Below are 13,458 nucleotides of genomic sequence, written 5' to 3'. Positions count from 1 at the left end.
AGCGAAGCCGCCTCTTGCAGGCGGCTTTTTCATGCGTCAGAGAAACCGCTCCAGCAGGCGCTTTGACTGCTTGTCCAGCGCCCAGCGGTCCGGCACCTGCATCTGCACGCCATGGTTGGACGTGATCAGCAGCCGGCCCTCGTCCAGGCGGCGGATGTCTTCTTCGCTCTTCAGCACGAAGTCGACCTCGCCGCGGTCGGTCTCGACGCGCCAGGTGCTGGGTGTCGCAAAGGTGTTCACGGAGATCAGGCGCTTGAGCGTGGGGTGGAATTCGCGCGCGGCCAGCTCGGCTTCGAGCAGGCCGCGCGGGGCGTCTGGCAGGGCCGACAGGCGCGCCACCCAGGCCAGCTCATGGCCATGCACGCCGACGAGGCTCAAGCCGTCGTCGGGCGCGGAAATCGGGTGGGCGCGCACGGGCGTCACGCCCACATGGGCCACCCCGTCAAGATCGATCAGCACCAGCTTGCCGGCGGCGTCCAGTGCCAGGTCGCGGAAAGGCAGGTCGGTCATGCGTTCTCCGTGTGCGCGCTGGGGTTGGGGGCAACGTCGTGTTCTTCCAGGTCTTCCTGATCGACGCGGCGAGCCTGGGCTTCCCACAATCGCCAGTAGTGGCCCTGCATGGCGATCAGTTCGTCATGCGGTCCCAACTCGACGATCTCGCCGCGGTCCATGACGACAAGGCGGTCGGCCTTGCGCAGCGTCGACAGCCGGTGGGCGATGGCAATGGTCGTGCGGCCCTTCACCAGGTTGTCCAGCGCCTTCTGGATCTCCTTCTCGGTCTCGGTATCGACGGCGCTGGTGGCCTCGTCGAGGATGAGGATGGCTGGGTCGATCAGCAGCGCGCGTGCGATGGAGATGCGCTGGCGCTCGCCGCCCGACAGGCCCTGGCCACGCTCGCCGACCAAGCTGTCATAGCCATGCGGCAAGCGCAGGATGAACTCGTGCGCATGGGCAGCGCGGGCCGCGCTGACGATCTCCTCACGCGTTGCGTCGGGCTTGCCGTAAGCGATGTTCTCGGCGATTGTGCCGAAGAACAAAAAGGGCTCCTGCAGCACCAGGCCGATGTGGCGCCGGTAGTCGGTCACCTTGATGCGCCGCAGGTCCACGCCATCGACGCGGATGGAACCCTCGGTCACGTCGTAGAACCTGCAGATCAGGTTGACCAGCGTGCTCTTGCCGGAGCCGCTGTGGCCCACCAGCCCGACCATCTCGCCAGGCCGGATGTCCAGGTTCAGCGAGCGGATCACCGAGCGCGAGCCGTAGCGGAAGTTGACACCCTGCATGGAGATGGCACCCGTCACGTTCTCGAAACGCTGCGGGTTGACCGGGTCGGGCACGTTGGAGACATGGTCGAGGATGTCGAAGATGCGCTTCGCACCCGCCGCCGCCTTCTGCGTCACCGAGACGATGCGGCTCATCGAATCCAGCCGGCCGTAGAAGCGGCCGATGTAGGCCAGGAAGGCGGTCAGTGTGCCGACGGTGATGCTCTGGTGCGAGATCAGCCAGATGCCCACGCCCCAGACGACCAGCAGGCCCATCTCGGTCAGCAGCGCCACGCTGGGCGTGAACAGGCTCCAGGTCTTGTTGAGCCGGTCGTTGACCTGCAGGTTTTTCTGGTTGGCGTCACGGAAGCGCGCGGCCTCGCGCTTTTCCTGTGCAAACGCCTTGACGACGCGGATGCCGGGAATGGTGTCGGCCAGGATGTTGGTGACCTCGCCCCAGACGCGGTCGATCTTCTCGAAGCCGGTGCGCAGCCGGTCGCGCACGAGGTGGATCAGCCAGGCGATGAAGGGCAGTGGCACCAGCGTGGCCAGCGCCAGGCCGGGGTGGATGCTGAACAGGATGATGGACGTCATCGCCAGCATCAGCACGTCGGTGATGAAGTCCAGCGCATGCAGGCTCAGGAAGACCGAGATGCGGTCGGTCTCGGAGCCGATGCGGGCCATCAGGTCACCGGTGCGCTTGTTGCCGAAGTACTCCAGCGACAGCCCCAGCAAATGCTCGAAGGTGGCCGTGCGCAGGTCCGCCGCGATGCGTTCAGACACCAGCGACAGCAGATAGGTCTTGGCCCAGCCCAGCCCCCAGGACAACAGCGCGGCACCGAACAGGCCGCTCAGCAGCAGGCCGACCAGGCCAGGGTCGATCTGCTGGCCGTTCTGGAAGGGGATGAGCACGCGGTCCATCAGCGGCATCGTCAAATAGGGCGACACCAGCGTTGCGCCCGTGGCCCCCAGCATCAACGCGAAGCCGAGCAAGAGCTGGCCCCGATAGGGTCGGGCAAAGCGCCACAGGCGCAGCAGCACCCAGGTGCTGGGCGGCTTGCTGGCCTCGCCGAAGTCGAAGCCCGAGTCCTCGCCCGCTGCGTCGTCCTCCGGCATGGCATGGCCGGCCAGGCGCTGCACCTCGCGCTCGAACGCCTCGACCAGGCGCACCGCTGCCGGGTTGCAGGCGAGCGTGAAGCGCCAGCGCGCCAGGCGCCGCTCGGCGCCGAACAGCTCCATGAAGGCCAGGCCGCCATGGTCGCTGAGCTTGAGGCTCTGGCCCGGGGCCAGCGCATGCTCGGCCCAGCCGCCGGCGGCCGGATCAAAGGTCAGCAGGCGTGAATTCGTCAGGGCGATCAGCCCCTGCGCAAAGCGCGCCTGGGCGTCCAGGTCAACCTCCAGCGTGGCCACAACGTTCTCGCCAGCCTGGAGTCGCCCCTGCAGGGCGGCCATTTGCGGATGCGGCGCGGTGCCGGGAGGAAGGTCTTGCATGTTGTTGTTCGTTGCGACGGGCGGTCGCGATTCTGGCTGATGACTTCGGCGCACAATTCCACGCGCCTTCACCGCGCACAACCCCTCACTCGATACGTTGCATGAGCCAGAAGAACGACATCGCGCTGCTGCGCATCAATTACCTGCGCGGGCCGAACATGTGGACCTACCGGCCCGTGCTGGAGGTCTGGCTGGACCTGGGCGAGCTGGAGGACCACCCCAGCCACCTGCTGCCCGGCTTCAACGACCGGCTGACGGCCGCACTGCCCAACCTGATCGAACACCATTGCGGCGTCGGCGAGCGTGGCGGCTTCATCGAGCGCCTGCGTGACGGCACCTGGATGGGCCACGTGCTGGAGCACATCGTCATCGAGCTGCTCAACCTGTCGGGCATGCCCACCGGCTTCGGCCAGACGCGCTCCACCTCCAAACGCGGCGTCTACCGCATGGTCTTCCGCGCCCGCGACGAGCAGGTGGCGCGCGCGGCGCTGGCCGAGGGCCATGCCCTCATCATGGCCATCATCAACGACCAGCCCTTCGACGTGCCCGCTGCGGTCGCCCGCGTGCGCGACAAGCTGGACGACTGCTACCTGGGGCCCTCCACCGCGGCCATCGTCGCGGCGGCCACCGACCGCCGCATCCCGCACATCCGCCTGAACGACGGCAACCTCGTGCAACTCGGCCACGGTGCGCGCCAGCGCCGCATCTGGACGGCCGAGACCGACATGACCAGCGCCATCGCCGAAGGCATCGCCGGCGACAAGGACCTGACCAAGACCCTCCTCAAGGCCGTCGGCGTACCGGTGCCGGCGGGCGAGGAAGTCAAGACCGCCGCCGCAGCCTGGCGCGCCGCGCAGGACCTGGGCCTGCCCGTCGTCATCAAGCCCAGCGACGGCAACCATGGCCGTGGCGTCACGCTGGACATCGCCAACGAGACCGACTGCGAGGCGGCTTATCTGCTCGCCGACGCCGAGGGTTCCTCCGTGCTGGTGGAGCGCTATATCCGCGGCAATGAGCACCGCGTGCTCGTTGTCGGCGGGCAGGTGGTGGCCGCTGCGCGCGGCGAGGCGGCCTGGGTGCATGGCGACGGCGTGCACACGGTTGCCGAACTCATCGACCTGCAGATCAACACCGACCCGCGCCGCGGCCTGACCGAGGACTTCCCGCTCAACCGCATCACCCTTGGCGAAGACCCCGTCGTGCTGCTGGACCTGCAGCGCCAGGGCTTTGCGCCCGAGTCGGTGCCGCCGCAGGGCAAGTCGGTGCTGATCCAGCGCAACGGCAATGTTGCGATCGACTGCACGCCCGAGGTCCACCCCGAGGTCGCCCATGCCGTGTCGCTGGCTGCGCGCACCATCGGCCTGGACATCGCCGGCGTCGACCTCGTCACCGAGGACATCGGCAAGCCCCTGAGCGAAACCGGCGGCGCCATCGTCGAGGTCAATGCCGGGCCGGGCCTGCTGATGCACCTCAAGCCCGCGGGTGGTGCGCCGCAGCCGGTGGGCCAGGCCATCATCGACCACCTGTTCGCCGAGGACGAGAGCGGCCGCATCCCCATCGTCGGCGTGGCCGGCTCGCGCGGTGGCCCGCAGATTTCGCGCCTCGTCGCCTGGCTGCTGCACCTCAACGGCCGCCATGTCGGCCTGGCCTGCCGCGACGGCCTATTCCTCGGCACGCGCCGCGTCGAGAAGAAGAACAGTGCCCGCTGGGACGCCGCCCACCGCCTGCTGATGAACCGCGGCGTCAATGCCGTCGTCATCGAGAACGACCCGGCCTCGGTGCTGCGCGATGGCCTGGCCTATGACCGCTGCCAGGTCGGCGTGGTCACCGACATGGACGGCATCGCCGCGCTGGCCGAGTTCGACGTGCAGGACGAGGACCAGCTCTACAAGGTGCTGCGCACGCAGGTCGACGTGGTGCTGAGCGACGGCGCCAGCGTGCTGAATGCCGCGCATCCGCGCCTGGTCGACATGGCCGAGCTGAGCGATGGCGAGGTCGTCTTCTATGCCGAGGACGGCGCGCTGCCAGCCATCCAGCAGCACCGCGACCGCGGCGGCCGTGCCGTCTTCCTGCGCGGCGGCGCTGCCGTGCTCGCCCAGGGCCCGGCGGAGACGCCCGGGGCCAATATCGAAGCGCTGCTGCGCCGTTTCGGCGCGCAGGTCGTCGACGCGCCCACGCTGCTTGCCGCCGTTGCCGCGGCCTGGGCGCTGGGCATCTCACCCGAACTGATCGCCGCCGGCCTCGACACCTTCGTGCCTGAACTCCACCTCGCCTAACTCCAAAAACCCATGGACGTTTCCCGCACCCGCGCGCTGCGCGGCCCCAATATGTGGAGCCGCCACACGGCTATCGAGGCCGTCGTGCATTGCAACGAGTCAGAGCGGTCGCTCGAACGCCTGCCCGGCTTCGAGTCGCGCCTGCGCCAGCTCTTCCCCACCATCGGCGAGCTGCGCCGCGACGCCTCGCTGGCCCAGGTGCTGGAGCAGGCAACGCTGGCCCTGCAGGCCCAGGCCGGCTGCCCGGTCACCTTCAGCCAGACCCATGTCACGCCCGAGGCCGGCACCTATCAGCTCGTCATCGAATACAGCGAGGAAGACGTCGGCCGCCTGGCCTTCGAGCATGCGCTCAAGCTGGTGCTGGCCGCGCTTCAACGTGATGAGGGCGGCGGCGAGTTCGATGCCGACGCCGTCCTCGCGCAGTTGCGCGAGCTCGACGAGGACATCCGCCTCGGCCCCTCGACCGGCTCCATCGTCGACGCAGCACTGGCGCGCGGCATCCCCTACCGCCGGCTGACGCAGGGCAGCCTCGTGCAGTTCGGCTGGGGCGCCAAGCAGCGCCGCATCTGGGCCGCCGAGGTCGACGCGACGAGCGCCGTCAGCGAATCCATCGCCCAGGACAAGGATCTCTGCAAGCGCCTGCTGCAGGCCGCCGGCGTGCCGGTGCCGACGGGTCGGCCGGTCGAGTCCATCGATGACGCCTGGGAAGTTGCGCAGGACATCGGCCTGCCCGTCGTCGTCAAGCCGCAGGACGGCAACCAGGGCAAGGGCGTGACCGTCAACGTGACGACACGCGAAGGCATCGAGGCGGCCTACAAGGCGGCCGACGAGATAGGCACTGTCATGGTCGAGAAGTTCCTGCCCGGGTCGGACTACCGGCTGCTCGTCATCGGCGACAAGCTCATCGCCGCCGCGCGCCGCGACCCGCCCCACGTCATCGGCGACGGCATGCACACCGTCAAGCAGCTGGTGGACAAGGTCAATGCCGACCCCAAGCGCGGTGACGGCCATGCGACATCGCTGACCAAGATCCGCTTTGACGACATCGCCGTCGCGCGCCTGACCCAGCAAGGCCTGACCCCCGAGTCGGTGCCCGAGAAGGGCCAGCGCGTCATCCTTCGCAACAACGCCAACCTGTCCACGGGCGGCACGGCCACCGACGTGACGGACGACGTGCATCCGGAAGTCGCCGCCCGCGCCATCGCGGCAGCCCAGGTCGTGGGCCTGCATGTCTGCGGCGTCGACGTCGTGGCCGAGAGCGTGCTGCGCCCGCTGGAGGAGATCAGCGGCGGCATCGTCGAGGTCAACGCCGCACCTGGGCTGCGCATGCACCTGAGCCCCAGCTACGGCAAGGGCCGAAACGTCGGCGAGGCCATCGTCGGCCACCTGTTCGGTCAGGGGCCCAAGGCCGAGGATGGCCGCATCCCGGTCGTCGCCGTCACCGGCACCAATGGCAAGACGACGGTCACGCGGCTGATCGCCCACATGTTTGCCAGCTGTGGCCTCAAGGTTGGCATGACCAACACCGACGGGGTCTATGTCGACGGCCGCCAGATCGACAGCGGCGACTGTTCCGGCCCCAAGAGCGCGCGCAATGTGCTGATGCACCCCGATGTCGAAGCGGCCGTGCTGGAGACGGCGCGCGGCGGCATCCTGCGCGAGGGCCTGGGCTTCGACCGCTGCCAGGTGGCCGTCGTGACCAATGTCGGTGCGGGCGACCACCTCGGCATGAACTTCCTGAACACCGCCGAAGATCTCATCCTCGTCAAGCGCGTCATCGTGCAAAACGTGGCGCCCAACGGCTATGCGGTGCTGAACGCGGCCGACCCGCTGACGGCCGGCATGTCCGCCGTCTGCCCCGGCCAGGTCATCTACTTCGCGGCCGACCGCCACCACCCGGTCATGGCCACGCACCGCGCGCAAGGCAAGCGCTGCGTCTACGTGGACGGCGACCAACTCGTCGCCGCGCAAGGGGTGTGGCGCGAGAGCATCCCGCTGCGCGACATCCCCATCACCCGCGGTGGCCTGATCGGCTTCCAGGTCGAGAACGCGATGGCCTCGGTGGCCGCTGCCTGGGCCGTGGGCCTGGACTGGGACACCGTCCGCCGCGGTGTCGGCAGCTTCTCCAACGACGCCGACAACGCGCCCGGGCGCTTCAACGTGATGGACTACCGTGGCGCCACGGTCATTGCCGACTACGGCCACAACGGCGACGCGATGAAGGCCCTGGTCGGCGCCGTCGCGGCCCTGCCAGCCAAGACACGCAGCGTCGTCATCAGCGGCGCCGGTGACCGGCGTGACGAGGACATCCGCGTACAGACCGAGATCCTCGGCGCTGCCTTCGACGAGGTCATCCTCTACGAAGATGCCTGCCAGCGCGGCCGCGAGGCAGGCGAGGTCGTCGCGCTGCTGCGCGCGGGGCTGCAAGGGGCGTCACGCACCCGGCACATCGAGGAAATCATCGGCGAGTTCACAGCCATCGACCGTGCGCTGGAACGCCTGCAGCCGGGTGACCTCTGCCTGGTGCTGGTGGACCAGGTCGAGGACGCGCTGGCCCACCTGGCCAAGCGCATCACCGAAGGCTGATCGCTGCCCGGCCTAACAGCCCAGTTCAGCGCGCCAGGCCTGCGCCTGCGGCGGCAGCGGCCGCAGCGGCGCGGCGCGGGACCAGGCGGCACAAGCAGCGGGCTTGTCGGCCAGCATGTAGGCAGCTTCGGCGGCGGCCAGCGCGTTGTCGGCGCTTCGGGGCTCGGCGTCCGACAGTGCCTGCAGCGCCACGGCGGCCGCCTTCATCGCCTTCGCATCGCCATGCAGGCCAGCCAACCGCAGCTCGCTCAAGGCCAGCGAGCGCCGGTTTCGCGCATTGCCAGCCTTGGCCGTCTCCGCCGACCAGTAGGCGCGCGTCCGCTCCAGCCAGGGCCGGGCCTCGACCGCGGCGCCGTTCAGCACCAGCGCCGTGCCCAGCGTCAATGCACGCGAATCCCGGTCGCCGGGCCAGCGTGGGTTGTCGGGGTCCTTTTCAAGCAGGCGCCCGGTCCAGGTCATGCTTTCGCGCATCGCCGTCAACGCTTCGGCCGGATGTGCCAGTTGCAGCGCCAGTTCGGCCTGCAGGAACAGCGTGGTCGCGAGGCTGGCCCAGAACTGCTGCTGCTCGGGGTGCATGGGCTGCACACGGCGCAGATGCTGGACGTTCTCGCGGCGCGCCTCGGCTGAGCCGGCGTAATCGCCCCGACGCAGCCGGGAGGACGCGATGGCGCCCGCGATGACGGACTGGGTCTGCCCCAGCTCGGCCTCCAGCCGCGTCTCCTCGGGCCGCAAGCCTGCGTTGACGGCAGCAATCTCCGCCGTCATGCCCAGCTGCGCCAAGGCGCCTGCTCGCGCTGCCTCGTAGGCCGTCATGGCCTCAGCAGGCCGGTTCACACCTTGCCCGTTGTCGTCCAGCAGCAGGCCGAGGTTGAACTGCGAAGCCGTGATGGCGCCCAACAGTCGCAGCCGGTCCACGCCGGGCAGTGCCAGCACAAAACCCTCCTCGGCCAGCTTCAGGCCGTGACGTGTGAGCTCGACGGCCTCCTCCAGGCGTCCCGCCTCCTGCTCGGCCGAAGCCATCACGTTGTAGGCGCGCGAGGCATAGGTCGCGAACAGCGCGTTGCGCTTCTGCGTGGGCCAGGCCCGGGCCACGAGCGCCATGGCGGCTTCGGCATGGCGGCGCGCATCGTCCTGCTTCTCCAGCGAACCGGGGTAGCCCGGCATCAGCGCCTCGGCCATGCGCACCTGGACCTGCGCCATGTCGGCCACCACCGCCGTGTCGCCGCCGAGCGTGGGCAGCAGGCGCTCCAGCGCAGCGTGCGTGTCACGCAGCAGGTCGAGCTTGATCTTCTGCCCGCCCGGCAGGTACTCCACGCTGTCGCCGAAGCCGAACACCAGGTCGTGCGTGACGCGCCTGACCTCGGCCAGCCGCTGCTCGGCCAGCCCCTGCGCCAGCCGCGCCTCGCGAGCCTGCCAAGTCGTCGCGGCCAGTCCGCCCACCAAGGCCAGCACACTCACCAACGCCAGCCCGCTGGCCAGCCGGTTGCGCGCCAGCAGCTTGGCCGTGCGATAGCCCCAGGTCGGCGCGCGGGCGCTGACGGGGAAGCCGCCGATGTAGGCGCGCAGGTCGGCGGCCAGCGCGTCGACGCTGGCGTAGCGGCGCTCGGGCTGCTTCTCCAGCGCCTTCAGCACGATGTTGTCCAGGTCACCCTGCAGCGTGCGCGCCTGCGCCTGCCACCGCGGGTTGCCGACGTCATCGGGGCTGAGGCGGCTGGGGCGCTTAGGTTCGTCCTCCAGCACGCTGCGGGCGGCCTCCTGCGGCGTGGTGGCGTCGCGGCCGGTGGGGCGCACGCCGGTCAGCAGCAGGTAGAGCAGTACGCCCAGGCTGTAGATGTCGGTGGCCGTGCCCACCGGCTCGCCGCGCACCTGCTCCGGGCTGGCGTAGTTGGGCGTCATCGCGCCGGCCTGCGTATCTTCCAGCCCGGCGCCGTCGGGTGCGATGGCCGTGGCGATGCCGAAGTCCAGCAGCTTCACGCGGCCCTGCGCATCCACCAGCACGTTGCCGGGCTTGAGGTCGCGGTGCACCAGCAACTGACGGTGCGCGAAAGCGACCGCGTCGCAGAGCTGCAGCATCAACGCGATGCGGCCCTCGACGGGCAGGCCGCGCGCGGCCTCGTCCAGCGGCTGGCCATCGACCAATTCCATGACGAAATAGGGCTGGCCCTCGGGCGTCATGCCAGCGTCCATCAGCTGGGCGATGTGCGGATGGTTGACACGCGCCAGCAGCCGGCGCTCCTGCTCGAAGCGCGCCAGCCAGCCGGCGCCGCGCCCGCCCTGCAGCAGCTTGATGGCCGCGCGGCCTTCGTAGCTGCCATCGGCCCGCTGAGCCTCGTAGACCTCGCCCATGCCGCCCGCGCCCACCAGCCGCACCAGCAGCCAGGCGCCCAGGCGGCGGCCGGTCCAGCCGTCGACCTGCATGGCCGCGGCCGCAGCGAGGAAGCCGCCGGTGGCGTCGTCGTGGTGCTGCAGCAGGCTGCGCAACTCGGCCAGCAGTTCTGGCGGCAGTGCGACTTCGGCGATGACTGCGTCGCGTTCGGTGGGAGGCAGCTCGGCCACCGCATCGAACAACGCCTTCACGCGGTTCCAGGACTCTTCGGGCTTGCTCATGCCCCAGTGTCCCGGCCTCACTGCTCGCTGACCATGCGGGCAATCAGCATCGCGTGGGTCTGCGCCAGGTTGGCGGCGATGCGCTCGCGGTAGCGCTGCGGCTCGGCGACGACCTCGTACTTCTCGCTGGAGCTGCTGTCCTTGGAGCCGATGGCCATGCGCAGCAGGCCCACAGCCACCGCGCCAGCGATCTCGCCGGTGGTCGCGGCCTCCTTGCGCACCTCGGTGAAGGCGGCCGGGTCCAGCAGCAGCGGCGCCTTGGTGCTGAGCGTCGAGCCCTCCGGCCCCGACATGACGGTCATGCGCGCATGCGTCAGGATGGGGTGCAGCTTGGCGCTGACGGCGGCCGTGTTGCTGAGCCCGCTGAGGAAGCCGCGGTTCTCGTTCTTCAACTGTGCAAAGTGCAGTTTCATCGACACCTCCACCAGCGCGGCGCCGTCCAGCTCCTTCTGGAGGGTGACGTTCTCGACCGACTCCGAGATGCCGGTGACGGCCGCCCCGAAGCCGGCCAGCGCGGCCAGCGCGCCCTTCTTGCTGGTGTTGGCCAGCATGCGGTGGGTGCCGTACAGGGCCATGCCGGGCGGTGCGACGGTGATGGACGTTTCGCCGCGCACCGGCATCTGTACGCCGCCGGCGGTCAGCTTGGCCCAGGTGGGCGACGCGGCCAGCTGCTGAGGCGTGAGCACCTCCAGGCCCTGCGCCTGCAGCGCCTGCACAAAGCTGGCGTAGAGCTGCTCGGTGAGTGCCTGGAACTCGGGCTCGGCCACGCCGGTGAGCCGGTAGTAGCCGCTGACGCTGGCACGGCCGGCAGCGGCGAAGCCCGAGGTCTCGGAGCTGACACTGTCCTGCGTGACGAACTCGATGCTGAACTGCGGCACGGCCACGCGCCGGTTGCCCTTGATGTCCTTGAGCGCCTTGACGCCGGACACCTCGACCAGGCTGGCCGCCGCCGACGCGACGTCGAAGGGGTCGGGCAACGGCAGCGCCGCCGGGTCTTTGGCGAGGGCGGGCTGCAGCAGGCTGCCGCACAGCACGGCGGCGATGGCGAAGGAACGGGGCGACATGGAAGCTCCTGGGGTGAACGAGCCCGACAACTGCCGGGCCTCCTCCCCTACACGCAGCGGACCGCTTCCAAAAGGACCATCCAGGACCATGCATGCAAGAATTTCTGCATGCCCCAACCTGCCGCGCCGTCGGATGCGCTGAACCAAAGCCTGTACGACGAGCTGCACCGCTGCGCTGCCGCGCAGATGCGCAAGGAGAACGCCGGCCACACGCTCAGCGCCACGGCGCTGACCCACGAAGCCTGGCTGCGCATGGCCGATCAGACGCGTACCGCGTGGCAGAGCCGCAGCCACTTCCTGGGCGTGGCAGCGCTGATGATGCGGCGCATCCTGGTCAACCATGCGCTGGCCAAGCAGGCCGCCAAGCGCGAGGCCCTGCTGGTGCCGCTGACGCTCACCGAGGCCCAGCAGGTGGCCGGCAGCGTGGACGCCGACGTGCTGCGGGTTCACGAGGCGCTGCTGGCCTTCGAACAGCAGGACGCGCGCGCGGCCAAGGTTGTCGAGCTGAAGTTCTTCGGCGGGCTGGAGCTTGAAGAGATCGCCGAGGTGCTGGAACTGAGCCGCACGACCGTCAAGCGCGACTGGGCGCTGGCCCGCGCCTGGCTGCACCGCGAGCTGACGGCAGCCTAGCGACGGTCAGCGGGTTATCGGTAACGCGCCATCAGACGCGCCAGCTCACCCTCGTTGACCAAGCCCTGGATGGCCGCGTTCAAGGCCGCCAGTCCCACCGAGCTGCTGGGCGACAGCGCGCATTGCGCCAGCACCTCGGAGACGACCAGCGGCGGGTGTAGTGCCAGCTTGAAGTGGCCCATGCGCTGCTGGTACTCCAGCACCCGCCGGCCCGTCAGCGCATGGTTCACGCGACCGCGTGCCAGCTTCTCGAGGTTGGTCACCGCGTCGGGCGCGTCGTCGCGCAGGAAGCCGGCCCGCAGCATGTCGGCCATCTCGGGGTAGATATAGCCACGCACCGTGCCCACCGGCTGGCCGCCTACCCCCACCAGGCCTTTCGGTGCAGGCACCGCGGCGGCGCTGATGAGCAGTGCCTGGTCGGGAATGAAGGCGCGGCTCCACGCGAAGGCGCCGGGCAGCCAGTCGCTCTGGTAGTCGCACAGCAGGTCGCCCTCGCCGCGCTGCAGGGCCTCGGCCAGTCGCTTGCGGGGCACCGGTTTTGCCACCAGCTCGCGCCCCAGGCGCCGTCCCAGCGCCCGGCCGATGTCCAGGTTCAGGCCCTCGACCACCTGGTCGCCGTCGACGCGTGCATGGGGCATGAGGGCACTGGTCTCGACCAGCAGCACCAGCGGCGGCCGGTTCGGCTCGGCGTTGGCGAGCGGACACAGCAACAGGGCGACCAGACCCGCCCATGCCTGCCGTATCCAGCGACGCCCTGCCCTTTTCATGGCCGGCATCATGCCGCGCAGAAATGGCCTGTGGGCGCCCAGGGCTGATCGCCAACGTGCGCAGCGCACGGAAACCGGCGTGGCGCCGAGTCGGCCTCAGGCTGCCGAGCGGATCTCGGCCCGCGCCTGCCGGAGCACGTCGCGCGACGAATGCAGGGCCAGGCTGGCCATGACGACGGCCACCAGCAGGTCCGGCCAGGCCTGGCCGGTCAGCGCCACGGCACCGGCGGCGGCCACCACGGCCACGTTGCCGAGCGCGTCGTTGCGGCTGCACAGCCAGACGGCGCGCATGTTGGCATCGCCCTCGCGCCAGGCGTAGAGCATGACCGCCACCCCCACATTGGCCAGCAGGGCCAGCGTGCCGACGATGCCCATCGTCGCGGCCTGCGGCGGCTCGCCGTGCAGCGCCGCCCAGGCGGCACGCGCCAGCACGCCGACACCAAAGATCGCCATCGCCAAGCCCTTCAACCAGGCCAGCCGGGCTCGCCACAGCAGGCCAGCCGACAGCACGGCGAGCGAGGCGCCGTAGTTGGCGGCGTCGCCGACGAAGTCCAGCGCGTCGGCCCACAGCGCCAGCGAGCCGGCACGCCAGCCGGCCGTGATCTCGACGACGGCCATCGCGGCGTTGATGACCAGCGCCGCCCACAGCACGCGGCGGTAGGCCGGCGTGTTGCCGGGGCTGGGTTCGTGATGGTGGTGATGACAGGCGTGGCTCATGAGAAGACCTTGGACGACACAGGCCTGCATTGCAAACCCTGGAGCCACTCCAGAGTCA

Annotated in this window: 9 protein-coding genes; 3 read left to right on the top strand and 6 right to left on the bottom strand. The window is 69.7% G+C overall.

All coding sequences use genetic code 11. The annotated features are described in order from the left end of the window. Positions 1-36: 36 nt before the first annotated feature. Positions 37-510: a DUF1854 domain-containing protein gene (locus ASC81_RS01280; protein WP_056261681.1), complete on the bottom strand. Its 474-nt coding sequence runs from the start codon at positions 508-510 to the stop codon at positions 37-39. Continuing rightward, entirely contained in the window at positions 507-2,753 is a 2,247-nt protein-coding gene (locus tag ASC81_RS01275) for an ABC transporter ATP-binding protein (protein ID WP_056261679.1), read from the bottom strand. Before ASC81_RS01275 ends, ASC81_RS01280 begins: the two co-directional genes overlap by 4 nt. A 101-nt stretch (positions 2,754-2,854) precedes the next feature. On the opposite strand from ASC81_RS01275, the gene cphA (ASC81_RS01270) reads away from it, so the two are divergent. Then, positions 2,855-5,029 carry a cyanophycin synthetase gene (cphA, locus tag ASC81_RS01270; RefSeq protein ID WP_056261675.1) on the top strand — a complete coding sequence of 725 codons (2,175 nt, stop codon included), beginning with the start codon at positions 2,855-2,857 and terminating at the stop codon, positions 5,027-5,029. Between the two features lie 12 nt (positions 5,030-5,041). After that, positions 5,042-7,615, top strand: a complete 2,574-nt coding sequence (cphA, locus tag ASC81_RS01265) for a cyanophycin synthetase (protein WP_056261672.1) — start codon at positions 5,042-5,044, stop codon at positions 7,613-7,615. A 12-nt stretch (positions 7,616-7,627) separates the two neighbouring features. Here the strand turns inward: cphA (ASC81_RS01265) and ASC81_RS01260 are convergent, their stop codons facing one another. Together ASC81_RS01260 and ASC81_RS27320 are read right to left on the bottom strand one after the other, a co-directional pair. Then, entirely contained in the window at positions 7,628-10,222 is a 2,595-nt protein-coding gene (locus ASC81_RS01260; protein ID WP_056261669.1) for a serine/threonine-protein kinase, read from the bottom strand. A gap of 17 nt (positions 10,223-10,239) precedes the next feature. Then, positions 10,240-11,286: a hypothetical protein gene (locus ASC81_RS27320; protein WP_056261666.1), complete on the bottom strand. Its 1,047-nt coding sequence runs from the start codon at positions 11,284-11,286 to the stop codon at positions 10,240-10,242. 108 nt (positions 11,287-11,394) lie between these two features. On the opposite strand from ASC81_RS27320, the gene ASC81_RS27315 reads away from it, so the two are divergent. Beyond that, positions 11,395-11,916: an ECF-type sigma factor gene (locus tag ASC81_RS27315; RefSeq protein WP_056261663.1), complete on the top strand. Its 522-nt coding sequence runs from the start codon at positions 11,395-11,397 to the stop codon at positions 11,914-11,916. A gap of 14 nt (positions 11,917-11,930) precedes the next feature. On the opposite strand, the gene ASC81_RS01245 is transcribed toward ASC81_RS27315, so the two are convergent. Next, positions 11,931-12,683, bottom strand: coding sequence for an ABC transporter substrate-binding protein (locus ASC81_RS01245; RefSeq protein ID WP_162245840.1), 753 nt, complete (start codon positions 12,681-12,683; stop codon positions 11,931-11,933). Between the two features lie 96 nt (positions 12,684-12,779). After that, positions 12,780-13,400 (bottom strand): cation transporter, encoded by a 621-nt coding sequence (locus tag ASC81_RS01240; protein WP_056261659.1) that lies wholly within the window; start codon positions 13,398-13,400, stop codon positions 12,780-12,782. Between the last annotated feature and the right edge of the window lie 58 nt (positions 13,401-13,458).

It is taken from the genome of Pelomonas sp. Root405, assembly GCF_001425165.1.
In the GTDB taxonomy this organism is placed as follows: Bacteria; Pseudomonadota; Gammaproteobacteria; order Burkholderiales; family Burkholderiaceae_C; genus Pelomonas.
The sequence above is the reverse complement of the archived record's forward strand: the minus strand, read 5'-3'. Positions and strand labels throughout refer to the sequence as shown.